The 16732-nt window shown below is 23.6% G+C and carries 15 protein-coding genes and 1 pseudogene; 3 read left to right on the plus strand and 13 right to left on the minus strand.

All coding sequences use genetic code 4. From position 1 onward, the window contains the following. The first annotated feature begins 1 nt into the window (after nucleotide 1). Nucleotides 2–1087: pseudogene (locus tag AC6I4F_RS06195) on the plus strand (IS3 family transposase). 21 nt (nucleotides 1088–1108) lie between these two features. On the opposite strand, the gene AC6I4F_RS06200 reads toward AC6I4F_RS06195, so the two are convergent. The 4 genes from AC6I4F_RS06200 to AC6I4F_RS06215 all read right to left on the minus strand — a co-directional run bounded on the left by AC6I4F_RS06200 (nucleotide 1109) and on the right by AC6I4F_RS06215 (nucleotide 3512). Next, a complete protein-coding gene (locus tag AC6I4F_RS06200) occupies nucleotides 1109–1231 on the minus strand; it encodes a hypothetical protein (RefSeq protein ID WP_497873197.1) in 123 nt (40 codons plus the stop codon). Between the two features lie 229 nt (nucleotides 1232–1460). Beyond that, nucleotides 1461–2324: a DegV family protein gene (locus tag AC6I4F_RS06205; protein ID WP_497873198.1), complete on the minus strand. Its 864-nt coding sequence runs from the start codon at nucleotides 2322–2324 to the stop codon at nucleotides 1461–1463. A gap of 109 nt (nucleotides 2325–2433) precedes the next feature. After that, a complete protein-coding gene (locus tag AC6I4F_RS06210) occupies nucleotides 2434–2709 on the minus strand; it encodes a single-stranded DNA-binding protein (protein ID WP_497873199.1) in 276 nt (91 codons plus the stop codon). Between the two features lie 266 nt (nucleotides 2710–2975). Then, on the minus strand, nucleotides 2976–3512 hold the full coding sequence (locus AC6I4F_RS06215; protein WP_497873200.1) for a hypothetical protein: 537 nt from the start codon (nucleotides 3510–3512) through the stop codon (nucleotides 2976–2978). Nucleotides 3513–3731: 219 nt separating this feature from the next. Here AC6I4F_RS06215 and AC6I4F_RS06220 point away from each other — a divergent pair, with 219 nt between their 5' ends. Then, on the plus strand, nucleotides 3732–4139 hold the full coding sequence (locus AC6I4F_RS06220; RefSeq protein ID WP_497873201.1) for a hypothetical protein: 408 nt from the start codon (nucleotides 3732–3734) through the stop codon (nucleotides 4137–4139). Next, nucleotides 4099–4632 (plus strand): hypothetical protein, encoded by a 534-nt coding sequence (locus tag AC6I4F_RS06225; RefSeq protein ID WP_497873202.1) that lies wholly within the window; start codon nucleotides 4099–4101, stop codon nucleotides 4630–4632. The genes AC6I4F_RS06220 and AC6I4F_RS06225 overlap by 41 nt, the downstream gene beginning before the upstream one ends. A gap of 183 nt (nucleotides 4633–4815) precedes the next feature. Here the strand turns inward: AC6I4F_RS06225 and aspS are convergent, their stop codons facing one another. The 9 genes from aspS to AC6I4F_RS06270 all read right to left on the minus strand — a co-directional run bounded on the left by aspS (nucleotide 4816) and on the right by AC6I4F_RS06270 (nucleotide 16729). Further along, complete coding sequence (gene aspS / locus AC6I4F_RS06230) at nucleotides 4816–6558, minus strand: aspartate--tRNA ligase (RefSeq protein ID WP_497873203.1); 1743 nt, start codon at nucleotides 6556–6558, stop codon at nucleotides 4816–4818. Then, nucleotides 6542–7834 (minus strand): histidine--tRNA ligase, encoded by a 1293-nt coding sequence (hisS, locus tag AC6I4F_RS06235; RefSeq protein WP_497873204.1) that lies wholly within the window; start codon nucleotides 7832–7834, stop codon nucleotides 6542–6544. Before hisS ends, aspS begins: the two co-directional genes overlap by 17 nt. 260 nt (nucleotides 7835–8094) lie before the next feature. Then, the gene (locus tag AC6I4F_RS06240) at nucleotides 8095–10347 is read right to left on the minus strand and encodes a RelA/SpoT family protein (RefSeq protein WP_497873205.1); all 2253 of its coding nucleotides are present in this window, start codon (nucleotides 10345–10347) and stop codon (nucleotides 8095–8097) included. A gap of 13 nt (nucleotides 10348–10360) precedes the next feature. Then, the gene (locus AC6I4F_RS06245) at nucleotides 10361–10882 is read right to left on the minus strand and encodes an adenine phosphoribosyltransferase (protein ID WP_497873206.1); all 522 of its coding nucleotides are present in this window, start codon (nucleotides 10880–10882) and stop codon (nucleotides 10361–10363) included. Between the two features lie 9 nt (nucleotides 10883–10891). After that, on the minus strand, nucleotides 10892–14248 hold the full coding sequence (gene secDF / locus AC6I4F_RS06250) for a protein translocase subunit SecDF (protein ID WP_497873207.1): 3357 nt from the start codon (nucleotides 14246–14248) through the stop codon (nucleotides 10892–10894). Between the two features lie 203 nt (nucleotides 14249–14451). Beyond that, nucleotides 14452–14697, minus strand: a complete 246-nt coding sequence (locus AC6I4F_RS06255; RefSeq protein ID WP_497873208.1) for a Holliday junction DNA helicase RuvB C-terminal domain-containing protein — start codon at nucleotides 14695–14697, stop codon at nucleotides 14452–14454. Between the two features lie 175 nt (nucleotides 14698–14872). Then, nucleotides 14873–15388, minus strand: a complete 516-nt coding sequence (locus AC6I4F_RS06260; protein ID WP_497873209.1) for an AAA family ATPase — start codon at nucleotides 15386–15388, stop codon at nucleotides 14873–14875. A 49-nt stretch (nucleotides 15389–15437) separates the two neighbouring features. Next, a complete protein-coding gene (locus tag AC6I4F_RS06265; protein WP_497873210.1) occupies nucleotides 15438–15824 on the minus strand; it encodes a helix-hairpin-helix domain-containing protein in 387 nt (128 codons plus the stop codon). 182 nt (nucleotides 15825–16006) lie between these two features. After that, the gene (locus tag AC6I4F_RS06270; protein WP_497873211.1) at nucleotides 16007–16729 is read right to left on the minus strand and encodes a YebC/PmpR family DNA-binding transcriptional regulator; all 723 of its coding nucleotides are present in this window, start codon (nucleotides 16727–16729) and stop codon (nucleotides 16007–16009) included. Between the last annotated feature and the right edge of the window lie 3 nt (nucleotides 16730–16732).

The raw sequence follows: 16732 nt of genomic DNA on the forward strand, positions 1-16732 counted from the left end.
AATAGTAGCTTTATATCAAAGTGGTAAGTCAGTGTCTTGTCTTGCTAAAGAGTACAATGTTACAAGAGCAGCTACTTATAATTGAATTAAGCAATTTACTAATTCAGGCAGTTTTAAAACTAAAGATAACCGTTCTATTGAAGAAAATGAATTAATTAAATTAAGAAAAGAATTAAAACAATTAAGAATGGAAAATGATATTTTAAAGCAAGCAGCACTAATAATAGGCAGAAAATAGAAATTATTACTAAAAATAAAGTTAAATATAAAATTCGTACAATGTGTCGTTTTTTTAAAATATCTAAATCAACATATTATTTTAATTTCAAGAAAAAAGAAGATAAAATTCAAAATAATATGTATGATGAAGCTGTTATTAGTGCTTTTAAAGAAAATAAAGAAGCTTATGGAACAAGAAGATTAAAAGTTGTTCTAAAAGAAAAGAAAATTAATTTATCAAGACGAAAAATTAAAAAAATTATGAATAAACATAATTTAATATCAAAATACACTAAATTATCATACAAAAATTATCATAATAAAGTCAATGATAGTCAAATTACTAATCTTGTTAATAGAGACTTTAATAATAGGCTTAAAAATGAAGTTATTGTTAGTTATTTAACTTATGTTCAAGTTAATGGTAAATGAAACTATATTTGCTTATTAATCGACCTGTACAATCGCGAAATTATTGAACATAGTGTAGGTAGTAAAAAAGATGCATCATTATTATATCAAGCATTTATGTGCTCAAATCGTTGTTTAAAAAATATTGAAATATTTCATAGCGATCGCGGTAATGAATTTAATAATAAAACTATTGATAAACTTTTATTAGCCTTCAATATTACCCGCTCTTTAAGCAAAAAAAGGTTGTCCTTATGATAACGCTGTTGCTGAAGCAACTTTCAAAACTTTCAAAACAGAGTTTATTAATGATAAAAATTTTACATCATTAATCCAATTAAAATTATAATTATTTGATTATATCAATTGATACAACAACATAAGAATTCACAGTACTCTAAACTACTTAACCCCCATAAAACACCAAGAACAAATGTCTACCAAAAAACAGTCCTAAAAAAAGTTGCCATACCAATACCTAGTTTTGAAAATATAATTTTGTGTTTGATTTAGATACATGCAGGGATAATTTCCTAGATAGGCTTTTCTCAGCATTTATGTGATAAAATTTAAAAATAGTATATAAAGGGATAAAAGCCAATTTTATTTTATTAAATTTTTTCAATTATTTCTTTAGTTTAAAACTTTAACTATTAATAAGAATTTAAATCATAATATTTAATATTTTATTATTTATAAGTTGAAAAAATCTGAATGTTAGTAAACTAAATTAACCTTTACTAACATTCTTTTTTAGATTTAAATTTTTTTATATATTTTTCTAAAAAAACAGAATTACTTAATCAATCTTTTATAAAACTACTTTTTTATTAGACTTCTTTTACTCATTGATTAGGTACTACTGAAAAACCAATAGTATTATTACCAGTATGTGTTTTTAAAATATTACATAATGGTTCAACTTTATATTTGGTAAATCCTCTATTTTTTACTTTTTTAATTGCTTCATCAATAATATCTTTTCTACATCAACCATCAATAATATATATTGTTTCTTTAGTAACATCTTTAATTTTAGTAATAATATCTAACATTTCTTCCATAGTTTTACTTAACGTTCTAACTCTACCAATATTATCAATTGTTTCTTTACATCTTAAAATTGGTTTAAAACGTAAAAAATTACCAATTCTTGCTTTACTCATTGGTAATCTACCACCACGAGCTAAAAATTTTAAATCATTAGGAGCAATATAAGATTCATAAGTTTTGCGGAATTTATTTAAAATTTCTAAAATTTCAGGAATTTTTTTTCCATTTTTAACAAGAGTAAAAGCGATTAAAACCATAAATTTTAAAGGTATTGAAGCAGCACCTGTTTCTAAAATATGGACTTTATTTTTATATTTTTCTTCTTTTTGTAACACTTGCGAACTTGCATATTGTCCTGAAGCATTATTAGCAATTGGTAAAAATAAAATTTGATCATATTTACTCAAAGCATTATCTCAATATTGTTCAAGTTTACCACGACTAGTTTGACTAGTTTTTAAAATATAGTGTTCATCAATCATCTTTTTACGAATTGTTTCACTATCAATATCAATATTATTATCATCATAAGCATTTTCTCCTTCAATAATATTTAAAGGAATAATTATTATTTCAGGATATTTTTTCATATCTTCAAGGGTAAAACCAGTAGCTGAATCACTTACAATTCCAATTTTCATTTTGTTTGCTCCTAACTTTTTATACTAATAAATTATAGTAAAATTATAACAAATTTATTTTACTATATATCGTTTTAATTTGAAAAAATATAAAGCGACTATAAACTTATTAGTAGTAAAAATCATTAGATTTATTAGCAAATGTTTGAATTCTACCTTTAATACCAATAATTGCATTCTTTTTTAATAGTGTTTTTAATTCCTCTGTATTAACTATTCAAGTTTTAATAGTGATAAAATCAATTTGAAATTGATTTTGACGATTTTTAAAAGATCTTTCAACTGCCATTATAAACTTGGTCCATTTTGTTGGAATTTGTTCTCTGGTTGGTATTATTTCTGGTTCATTCATTAATTTACCTACTAATACAACATTATTTATCATTTTAACACCCCTTCTTATTTGATAATTATAAATTTAGTTCATAAATAAAATATCAAATTATTTTATTTATGAATAAAAGAAAAAATAAATTAATTCAACAAACTCAAATATTAAAATAAGATTAGATAAAATAATTTATTAATTAACACAAAAAGAGCATTGTTAACTACTCTTTTTGTAAAATATAATTGTGTTAATATAGTTTTAATCTAAAACTGGTAATGATCTAATTCTTGAATCTTTTAGTGCATTTACTTTCCCAAAATCTACTTGTAATCACACTCTCTGAATATTAATAAATCCAGTAATTTTATTACCATTTTTAGCGGCATCATAAAAAATGTATAAACTTTTGTATTTAATAAACCAATTAAAGCTTCTCATTGCTTTTGTTTATATGATGGAAATTGTAATTTAAAACCAGAGACTAAACTTCCTTTTTTAACTCCCACATTATTATAAAGTTTCAAATCAGGTAAAATTTTTCGAAATTCTTCACTAACATCTAAATCCTTATTGTCGGCTGTATTAATAATATAAGATTTTAAAATTTCATTATTTTTGATAATATCAATTTGACATTTACCTGCTTCTAATTCAAAACCATCTTCGGTGTATTTTTCTTTAATTTCTCCTGCAAAAGTATTTTTAATACTAACAGTTAAACTAACAATTTCAGCATATTCTTCATCTGAATAAACGCCAATTTCATCACCGGTTTTGAAACCTAAATCTTTTAAAAAATGTTCTGTATTAGCATTTTCTGACCTATATTTATGAGGTGGTGCACCTGTTCTTAACAATTTATTTTTAAAAAGATCATTAATTTTAATTAAGTGATCATCTGCAATAACCGAATATTTTTCACTATCAGTTGTATTATCATAGTTTAATTTTACAAAAATTAAACTTGGCTTTTATCCCTTTATGTACTATTTTTAAATTTTATCACATAAATGGAGATAAAAGCCATTAAAAATTAATATTTATATTAATTTAAAGAAAGAGGTACTTATTAAAAAATGATAAATAATAAAAAGAAAATATTAGAAAAAGAAAGTCTAACTAATAATAAATATAAAACCAAAATTGAAAAATTAAATAAAAAACTACAAGAAACTCTTGATGATTTAAAAGAAATAAGTGATCTCTATGCAAAATCAGAAAGAGATGCATTAGATAAAAGAAAAATAATTACAAATCTTGCAAATAAAATTACAGAATTAGAAACACACTTAACAGAAACTCAACAACAAGCAGAAATAAAAAATAATAATAAAAAAATTATAATTCCAAAAATAAATTTAATAATACCTGGTGAAATATGTTCTTTAGCAACTGATACAAAAGGTAATCTTTATCTTGGAACTAGAAATAGTTCTTGACATAGTGCTTTTTATAAAATGTTTAGCAGGAGAAACAAACTTTAAACCAATATTAGGAATATATGGTGAAATATGAACAATAAATGAAAATGTTTATATAGGTACTAGAGAAAGTAGTTTTAAAGGTAACGTTTATAAATATCAAAAAAATCAAAATACTTTTAAAAAAATGGATGGTATAAATAAATCTGTTTCTTCTTTAACTTTTGACAATGATGATAATATTTATGCAGTAGTTTGAACCGGTTCATATCAATCTCCTAGTAATGGTGAAGTTTACAAATGTTTAGCAGGAGAAACAAACTTTAAACCAATGTCTGGAATAAAAGAGGGAGTACTATCATTAGTTTTTAATAAAAATACAAATTTTTTATATGTTACTACATGAAACGGAGATGGAAAAACTAAAACTAATGATGGTTCACTTTATAAATGTTTAGCAACAAATAATGTCTTTACTTTAGTTCAAAAAAATTTACCAGCTATATGACATCTAAAAACCAAAGATAGTGAACCATTTATTGAACTTGAATATTAACAAATATCAAAAAAATATAATTGAAATTAATAATTATTAATTTAACATTATTGAAAAATTGATTTCAATTAAATTACATAATTAATCTCTAATGAAAAATAATTAAATTATTTTTCATTAGAGATTTTTAATATTTATATTTTCTAATTTTATTAAACTTCTAATCACTTTAAAATTAAAATTTTACTTCTTAAATTCCAAATTTAATATTGATAACTGATCATATGAAATTTCACTAGGACTATTTGTTAATAAACAAATACCACGATTATTTTTAGGAAAAGCAATAGTATCACGAATTGATTCATTCTTAATTAAAATCATTAATAACCGATCAATGCCAAAAGCAATACCACCATGTGGAGGAACTCCGTAATTAAAAGCTGATAAGAAAAAACCAAATTTATTTTCAATTTCTGTTTTACTTAAATCTAATAATTCAAAAATCTTTTTCTGTAATTTATAATCATGAATTCTAATGCTCCCACCAGCAATTTCAAAACCATTTAAAACCAAATCATAAGCATCTGCAGTTAAAGTTCCTAAATCTTTATTTTTTATATCTAATAATTTTTCAGAATTTTTTGGACTTGTAAAAGGATGATGACAAGCTTGTCATTTATTTTCTTCCTGTTCAAACATTGGTCAATCAATAATTCAAATAAATTCAAAGTTTTCAATATTATTCATAAAATCTTTATGATTAATTCGTTTTGACAAATCATTAATATAAAAACTTCTAATAGCACCCATAACTTTATTAGCAATATCTTGTTGTTCATATACGAAAATTAAAAAAATATTATTATATTTTATTTTTAATATTTCTTCTGATAAAACTAAATCATCAAACTTTACTTTAGAATTATTATGAATATTTTTTTTCTTAATTAAGTCATAAATTATTAATGTTTTTCCTCCATACTGATTGCTAATTTCTGTTAATTTTTTTATAGTTGTTTCATTCATTTTATCATTAACTATAAAACCCTTATAAATAAATCCATCACTATTATTGTTAATATTAATATTTATTAACTTACATGTACAACGTAAATCGGGTTTATCACTACCATATAAATCCATTGCTTGATCATAGGTAATTGATGAAAATGTTGAAGGGATATTACCAACTTTTAAAGTATTAAAAAGACTTATTAGCATATTTTCTACTATTAATTTAATTTCTTTACTAGTAGAAAATGCCATTTCTAAGTCTAATTGTTGAAATTCGGGTTGTCTATCAGCACGAAAATCTTCATCACGAAAACATTTAGCGATTTGATAATATTTGTCAATACCTGATATCATTAATAATTGCTTATAAATTTGTGGTGATTGTGGTAAAGCATAAAAATGTTTTTTTTGAATACGAGCAGGAACTAAAAAATCACGAGCACCTTCTGGTGTTGATTTTGTTAAGCAAGGAGTATCAATTTCTAAAAAATTATTTTGATTCAAAAATGTTCGTAAGCAACTAAGAACTTGGTGTTTAAATTTAATATTATAATTCATTGCTGGTCTTCTTAAATCTAAATAGCGATATTGTAAACGTAATTCTTCACTAGCAAGCGTATTATCATTTTTAATAACAAATGGTAAATTAATAGAATTGCTTAATATTTTAATATCTTTTGCTACTACTTCAATCATATCATTAGCAGTTTTTGCATCTTTATTTTTTCGTAAGACAACTGTTCCAATTACTTTTAAAACAGATTCAACTTTAACATTTTTTATTTCTTGATAATATCCGTTATCTGGTTTAACAATGACTTGTGTTGTTCCGTACATATCACGTAAATCAATAAAAATACCAAATTTATTAATACGAATATCTTTAACTCAACCACTAATAATAATTTCTTTTGTAATATCACCCTGCGTTAAATTACCACATGTATGAGTTCTAAAGAGTTTTTCCATATTCTTCATTCTCCTCTAATAATAAATTTTTAATCTTACTAAGCAATTGCTGTTCATTATCAAAAATTAATTTTATCATTTCTTTTTTAACAAAAGAATAAAAACTAACCTGATTTTTTTCTTTTAAAAATAGTATATTTTTGGCTAAACTACGATCAATAATCTGTGACTTATTTTTATCTTGATATAAATTATATTCCATATCAATATGATAATTTTCTTTACGTAATTGTAATAATAAATCGGAAGACATTATTAATCCTAATTCGCTTAAAGCAATAATTTGTAAATCAATAATTGGTGGTTTATTAATATTTTTATTTTCTACCAATAATAAAATTAATCTTTCAATACCAATTGCAAAACCAATAGCAGTAATTTTTAATGGTGAGCCCAATTCATTAAATAAATTATCATATCTACCACCACCAAGTAAAGTATTTTGACTTTCACCAATTCGTAAATCAATAGTAGTTATTTCAAAAATAATACCATTATAATAATCTAAACCACGAACTAAATGCTCATCAATAATAAAATTAACTTTATTATTTTTTAAACTATTAATAATAGTTGTAAAATATGTTTTTTCTTCATTAGTTAAAAAATCATTTAAATATGGTATTTCTAAATTTAATTTAGTACAAATTTTACAATCAAGAACTCTTAGTGGTGATACATTAACTCTAATTTGACAATTTTCACACAATTGCTTACTTTGATTTAATAATTGTTCTTTAAGTGCTATTTGATATTTATTTTTTGTTTCATTAGATCCAAAATAATTAATATTTAAAGTTAAATTTGGTATTGAAAAACTTTTTATCATTTCTAAGGCCATCATCATTACTTCAACATCAACTAAAGGATGTTTAACACCAACAGTTTCGATACCAAATTGATTAAATTGACGTTGACGCCCTTTTTGAGGTCTTTCATATCGAAACATCGAACCATAATAAAAATACTTTAACGTTTGCTTAGATTTATATAATTTATTTTCAATTATAGCACGAACAATACCTGCTGTTCCTTCAGGACGAAGAGCTAATAATCTATCATTTTTATCATTAAATTGATAAATTTCTTTCTGAATAATATCAGTTGTATCTCCCACAGCTCGTAAAAATAGTTGAGCATTTTCAAAAATAGGAGTAATAAATTCTTGATAATTATATTTAATTGCACACTGTGTTAAAGATTTAATAATATTACGATATATAATAACCTCTTCATTATAAATATCACGTGTTCCTCTTGGTTTTTGAAATTGCATACTTTTTTTTACTCCTTTTAATAAAAAATAAATCTTCTAAAGAAACGTTCCTTTATTTTAGGAACGTTTCTTAACGCGGTACCATCCTAATTCATTTACAAAATAAATGCACTTAATTATAATTTATCATATTTAATTAATTAATAATACAAGATATTTAATGTCATAAAATTAGTTAACCAGTGTTTTCACCAACCACAACGTCTCTTAATGTTTACCTTAAATTTACTTTTAAATGCTGAAAATATTATACTAAAATATTACATAATTATTCTGTTTATTGCAATAATATCAGGAATTTTTTTAATTGATGAAATAATTTGATGTAAACGTTCAATATTAGAAACTTTAATTAAAATTTTTAAACTTCCATGATTTTCCTTAAGTTTATTATTAGCATCCATACTTTGAATTTGTGCCTTTAAATAGCCCAAAATATTTAAAACATCAGTCATCAATGCTGGTCGATCTAAATATTGAATTTGAATTTTTGAATTATAAAGATGATGACTGGTTGCTAATAAATTTCACTTAGTATCAATAATATGTTCTTTCCGCTCTGGCAAACTAACATTAGGACAAATTAAACGATGAACTTTAATACCTTGCCCTTTAGTAATATAACCCGCAATTGGTTCATCAGGAATAGGTAAGCAACAATGAGCCAATGATGTTTTAGTATTGGGGGCATTTTCAATAATAATTTCATTATTACTACTTAAATTCATTGTTGTTTGTTGTTTAGTTTTTAATTCTTGAAATGTTGCTGAATCACTATATAAAATAGTAGTAACCGCCTGTTCAATTGTATAAGTTCCATTAGCAACATCTAAGCAAAAATCTTCATACGTTTTATATTTTAATGATCTAATTCTTGACATAATAACATTACGTTTTGCAATTTTTCAACGAATGTGATTTTCAATAATATATTCTTCTATTTTTTTCTTTGTTTTTTTTATTTTCTCTTTGTTTTCTGTATCTTTAATTTTATTTTCTTGATTAAATTTTTCTTGCTGATTATTTAAATATTTTTTTATTTTATGTTGAGCAAAATTTGTCTTAACAATATTTAATCAATCACGAGAAGGACGTGCGGTTTTTGCGGTTTTAATTTCAACAATATCCCCTGATTTTAAAACAGTATTAATAGGAGAATAAATACCATTTATTCTTGCACCCACTGTTGTTTCACCAATTTCAGTATGAACTTTAAAAGCAAAATCTAAAATAGTTGAACCAAATGGTAATGTTATAACATTACCATTTGGAGTTAATACATAAATTAAATCACTAAAAATATCTTGTCGAATTTCTTTTTCTAAATTATTATCTTTGGCAATATTATCTGCTAATATGTTTTCATCAACATTTGGATTTAAGTCATTTAAATTTAATATTTCTTGAAAAATATTTAATTTTTCATCAATTTCTGCTTGACGTTTCTTAGGATTTTTATTTTCCCCTTCTTTATATCTTCAATGCGAAGCTGCACCTACTTCAGCAAAATCTTCCATTTCTTCAGTTCTAATTTGTAATTCATAAATTTCATTATAAAAAACAACAGATGTATGTAATGATTGATACATATTATTTTTTGGTGTTGCAATATAATCTTTAAATCTACCCGGAACAGGAGTAAAACTTTGATGAATATAACCTAAAATGGCATAACAACTATCAATAGAATTAGTAACAACTCTAATTGCTAAAATATCATGTATATCATCAAAATCTTTTCCAAAATAATACATTTTACGATAAATAGAATATAAGTGTTTACTACGACCATAAATTTTAAAAATTAAATTTTTATGTTGTGATAATGTTTTACTTAATTCTTTAATAATTTCATTAACTAATTTTTCACGTTTTTCACGATCTAAATTAATAAGGTTATCAATTTTTTTATACTCTTTAGGATGTAATACTGCAAAAGAACGATCTTCTAGTTCTGATTGTAATTTACGCATACCTAGACGATGAGCAATAGAAGCATAAACTTCTAAAGTTTCTTTAGCAATAATTATTTGTTTTTCAGGATTTAAAAAATTAATAGTTCTAATATTATGTAAACGATCTGCCATTTTAATAATAATGACACGAATATCATGAGCTAAACTTAAATATAATTTACGTAAATAATTAGCTTTAATTTCATTTCTTTTTTCTTTTGCAAAATGGCTAACTTTAGTTACAGCTAAAACTAAATTAGCAACTTCCAAACCAAATTCTGCTACTAACTCATCAAAAGTTGTTGGTGTATCTTCTAAAATATCATGTAAAAATCCTGCTTGTATTGAAGAGACATCTAAATGTCATAATACTAAATTATATGCTGTTGATAAAACATGATAAACATAAGGATCGCCATTCTTTCGATATTGATCTTTATGTTTTAATAATGCATATTCATAAGCTACTTTAATTTTTGTAATTTGCTTAGGATCTTTGATAAATGTTTTTGCTTCCGCTAATAATTGATTAAAATCTTTACAAGTTAAATTATTCATTATTTACTACTTATTAAAACTTAATTATTTCTAACAGCGGAATATTATCAAAATGATGTTTATTAGCAAATTCAGAAAGCGAAATTAAAGTAGCAATGCCAACTGATTGAGCGTTACTTTGCTTTATTAAATTAAGACAAGCATTAATTGTTCCTGAAGTTGCGATCAAATCATCAATTATTACTACTTTATCTTTTGTCGAAAGTAAATTTTGCTGCATTTCTAATATAGCAGTACCGTACTCTAAATCATAAGTTACTTTATAGGTTTTACCTGGTAATTTACCTTTTTTACGTGCAAGAACTAATTTAATACCCAACTTATATGCTATAGCAGCACCAAAAATAAATCCTCTTGCTTCAGGTGCTAAAATTGCTGTTGCTTCACATTTTTTAATAAAATCTACAAAAATATTAATAACACTTTGAAATGCTTCTGGATTACTTAATATTGGGTTAATATCTTTAAATTGGATACCTTTAATTGGAAAATCAGGAATATTAATAATAATTTTTTTTAATGATTCTTTTGTCATTGCAACCATCTATTCATTAATACCTTTAATAACATATTCATCTGCACCAATGAAATGTTTTTTAATTTTATTAATACGTTTTTTATATCTATAAACTCTTCATTTCTCAAAATAAGTTCAAATAAAAGGAGCAATAAAGTAAGATGATACTAAACTTACTATACAACCTATTAATAATGATAAACTAACTATTCAGAAACTAGGAATAATAAACATAACAATTACTGATGTTATTAAAACTACACCATTAATAAATAATGTTCTTGGTAAAGCCTTTTGAACACTTTTATTTGAAATTTTAATTATTTCTTCTGTGCTAATAACTTGTGTTTGATTATTATTAATCTTAATTTCACGAATATTATCGAAAATTGACATAATACTAATTATTGTTAAAATCATTACTCCCAATAATATTCCAACAATTGAAGTAGAAATTACAATTTGGAAAATACTAATAATAGCAAGTGTCATTAGTAAACTAAAAATAATAGCTAAAATTAAAGGAATAACATAAGTCAATTGAAATCTAATAATAATATAAATTAAAATAACAATAAAAGATAAAGCAATTGAAATAATCATATTAACTAATAAATCTACACCTGACTTAGCAACAACTAGATCAATTTCTCCTCATTGTAAAATAGATTCTTGTTTTCAATTTCTAGTAATCTCTCCTAAAAAATTCTTAAACCTTTGCTGCATACTTTGAGAATTTACTGTTGTTTGAACAATAATCTTAAACTGATATTGTTTTCCTTCACCACCAGCAATTAAGGAAAAATTAATATTTTTAAAATATTTAATAAATTGACTATTATTTTGAATTTCTTTATTAATAAAATCTTTTGCTAATTCTGCTTCTTTAATAATATTGTAACTAGAATCACTTGGATCTTGAGTAATTGTACCCATTCCAACAAAATCAGTTCGTTGATCAAAACCATAACCAAAATTAGAACCAATTACACCATAAGTAATACCTGAAGCAAGAACAATAACAGCAGAGCCCGAAAGAATTGATTTTGTTAATTTATGAAAATAATTTCAGTTATTTATTTTAAGTTTTGAAAAAACATTTTTTAAATCAACTAATATAAAAATACCACCAATAATACCTAATGCAGCACCAAAGATAATTCCTAATATTGCTAAAGCAATTTTTTGATCAGTAGTCGCTTCACCTTTACTTACTTTTTTGTATAAAATAAAACCGGGTATTGTTCATAATAAAGGAATTATAAATATTGATTCTAAAATAAAAATAATAAATATTAATATACTTCCTGCTTTTAACATATTTTTTTCTCCTTCTTTAATTTTTAACGGTTTTAATGCATTAATTAACTCTTGTTTCAATTTATTAATTTCTTGTGAAAGATTTAATTTTAAATCTTTCACTTTTGACTTATAAACTGATCTTGATTTACTATGTTCTTTTTTTAATTTCTGCTTATCAACTTTAAATTTTTTAATTAATGCTTTAACTTTATTTTTATAATTAATTTGAAGCTGACATTTTTCTGAAATTAATTGTTTTTTTATTTTTTTATCATCAGTTTTAATATTATTTGTATCTATTGAATTATTTAAAACTATAGTGCTTTTTCTACTAATATTATTAGTTCCTAAAAGTTGAGGTTTATTTTCTAACCAGTTATTTCGTAATAATGTTCATAACATTAATCTTAATAAGATAATTCCAAAAATAATTACACCAAAAGTAGCAATAGAAGTCATAATAATAAAACCTTTGATAACACGAGTTCCAAATCAGAAAATAGTTAAATTAACAATTAAAATAATAGCGCTACAATCTAATGAAGAGGATAATGTTTTCTTATTTGCTGATTTAAAAGCACTAATCAAAGTTTTACCTTGCATATATTCATTTTTAAAACGTTCCAACAAACTAATAATCGTATCTAATAATAATGCAAAACCAATAATTAAAGCAATTACGCTTTCAGGAGCAATTATACCATTAATGAAAACAAAACTAACAATAGTAAATAATAAAAATAATGATATTATAATTAGAACAATAATTCCCAACATACGATAATAAAACAGAACAATAGTCATAAGAGCAAAGGTAACTAATATAATAATAACAACTGCAATTTTTAAAGATGTTGCACCTAGCGTTGGACTAACATTAGCATAAGATAACATAGTAAAAATATTTTTTGAAAATCCTGATGTTAAAACACTTTTCATTTGTTCAACTGTTTCGAGATTAAAAGTATCTGAATTAATTGAAATACTATTGCTAGTTACTTTAACTTCACCAACTCAATATGGAATATAACGATAATCAATAACATCTTCATGTAAAATATCTGAAACATCTGGTAAACGTAGTAAATCTTTAATATAAGGTAATCATGCATTCATAGGTGAACCAACAATAGGAGAAGCAGAAGGATCAAAACGATTAGCAGGATCATATGTATTTTTTTCATCATTAGTATCAACAGAAAGACTATGAACTGAACCTAAATTATCAGAATAAATTCAATTAATACCAAATTGACCATTTTGATTAGGATTTAATAGTCGTGCTAAAGTAGGGTCTTGTGCTTTAGCTCTAGCTAAAATATCAGTACCTTTACCAAGACCTGGTGTATTATTATCTAATAATGATGTTAATGATGCTTTAATCTTACCATCAGTATCATTTTTAAGATTATCAATTATAAAAGCAAGGGAGCGAATACCCTCCATACTACTTCGAATATAATCTAATAACTGACCAATATCTGAATAAATATAAAATGTATTTTCTTTGGCAGAAGTAAGTTCTTTTAAAACTGAATCATTTTTAACATCAAAAACAAGTTCTGGTCGATGATTAACATAATTATTAACAACTTTAATAGCAGAAAACACATCACTAGTTAATAATCTTTTATCTCTTTTTGTTCAAGTAGTATCTTTGTCATCTTTTTTTTCGGTTGCTAATAAGTCATTACCATCTTTATCAACAATATAAGAATAACCACGTCGTGATACACTATGAACAAAAGTAGAAATATCAACTCCCGCATCTTTACTCAACGCTAAATTATACTTATTATTATTACTGCTAGTAATGCTTTCAATGTCAACGTTACTAGTACCTAAAGCGTCAACTCTGTCTTTTAATAAATTAATAACATCTTTTTGTTTACCTTTACCATCATATTCAACTTGTGTTTGATAACCACCAGCAAACTCAATACTTAATTTACTATTATTTTCAACATATTTAGCACTAAACACTACTGAAATTATTATTGTAGAAACAATAATTATTAAACTAAAAATTCTTAAAAAAAATCCAAGATTTTTAGTTTTTATTGTCTTAGAAGAAGTGTTCATATTTCTTCACTCCTAAATCAATTTATTTGTATAAACATAGATTGTATATTATTTAAGCACTATATAAGAATACCAACATTCGTTATAAATAACAATTGTTTTACAGTAATATCAAAAATAATTATTTTCTAAATAAAATTAGGCTTTTATCCCTTTATGTACTATTTTTAAATTTTATCACATAAATGGAGATAAAAGCCTATCTAGGAAATTATATTATTATTAATATACTCTTTACCGATAATTGTTATTTTACGACCCTTAGTTGTCTTAGTAATTAAACCATAATGAATAAGTCAAGGTTCATAATGAATTTTAAGATTTTTTCTTTCTTCATTCAAAAGTTGACAAATAGTTTCAATACTCAAACTTTTATCTAAATTTACATTATTAAACAATGCTAAATATGCCAATTGTAAACTATTTAAACCTAAAGGATAAAATTGCAAAAAAAAATAAAATTTGCAAAATATTAGTTTCATTTAAATCTACATTCATAACAACGCAATAATTATACAATTGTTTAATGATGTTAATAATGAGTCGTGGAATATTACGACAATGATTAGCAATAATATTTATTATATTATTTTCTAATTTTCAATTTAAACTTAAAGAAACTTGTTAAATAATACTTTTAATATCCTGATAATTATAATCAGATAATTGTAAAATATTAGGAATACGACTTATCAACGCTTTAGTTAAGATTCCTACTTTATTAGTAGCACCAATAAATGTAAAAGAGGGTAAATTAATTTTAACAATTTTATTATTATAATCTTTACCAATCATAATATTAATAAAATTACCTTCTAATGCAGAATATAATACTTCTAGTATTTCATAATTAACAACATGAATTTCATCAATAAAAAATATATCAGATTGTTTGATATTTGCTAAAATACTAATAATATCGCTATTTTTATTAATGCTTGTTCCTTCCAAAATATGAAAATTTGCTTGCAATTCTTCTGCTATTAATCGTGCAATAGTTGTTTTTTCAATACCAGGAGGACCAATCAATAAAATATGACTTAAAGCAATATTTTGAATTTTAATACCTTTGATTAAAATTAGAATACGTTCAATAACATTATTTTGTCCAATAAAATTATTAAAACTACTAATACCCATATTTTATTTCCTTAATAGCTAATGCAATAATTTCTTCAACTTCCAAATCTTAATTAATATTTCTTAATAAAAAATTATTAATTACTATTGAACTAAAACCCAATTTTAATAATGTATCAAATACTAAATCTGATTTTTCATTTTGACTAGTTGTTAAATTACTTACTACTTTAATATGATTACTAAAATAGTTAATAATATTATTAACTATTTTATGAGTTATACCTTTACACTGTTGCAATATCTTATAATCTTGTTTACTTATAGCCAACTTAATACTATCAAGTGATAGTTGATTTAATAATCTTAAAGCAGTTTTTGGTCCAATATTACTAATATTAAGTAAATGAATAAAAAAGGTTTTTATTGGTTTTGATACAAACCCAAAAAATTGTTCATAAGTTGGTTTTTGATGAAAATAAACATAAATTTTCACTTTAATATTTAATGGTAATGTTTGTAAATTAACACCTTCAGTAAAATATCCATGATCATTACATTCAAAAAGAATTTTATGAAAATAAAATTCTTTAATAATACCTAAAAATATTCATCCATGACTTATTCCTCCTTTTCTATTCTTACTATTAATTAGATGAAAAAGAAAAATAAACCTTTTTATTTTTTAAAATTATGTTCAATTGAAAGCACATCATCATCATTTTCAATTGTTTCTAACAATATATCAATTAATTTAATTTGTTGTTGATCAGTAATGGTAATCAATTCATGGGGAATATTAACAATTTCATTACTAATAAAATCATTAATATTATTTTTTTCTAATAAATTAGTTACAGCATTTAACTGTTTAGGATTAACTTCAATATCAATAATATCTTCATTTTTTTCAATATTAAAAATTTCAAAATCAATTATTAACTCCAATATTTCTTCAACTGATAATAAACTTGAAAATTGAATTACCCCCGTTGTTTGAAATAAATATTGAACAGAATTAGTAGCAGCTAAATGACCACCCAATTTATTAAAATAACTTCGAATATTATTTGCAGTTCGATTTTTATTGTCAGTTAAACAATGAATAATTATGGCAATATTAATTGGTCCATATCCTTCATAAGTGACTGCTTCATAATTAGTTGTTTCGTTTTTATTACTAGCTTTATTAATAGCACGATTAATATTATCTTTTGGCATATTTATACGTCGTGCTTTTTCTAACATTAATTTTAATCGTGAATTATTTTCAACATTTGCACCACTTAATTTAACAGCAACATAAATTTCTCTTGATAATTTTTGAAAAATTTTACCACGTTTGTTATCTTGGGCATCTTTACGATGTTTAATATTTGCATATTGTGAATGTCCAGCCATATT

It is taken from the genome of Spiroplasma ixodetis, from assembly GCF_059729505.1.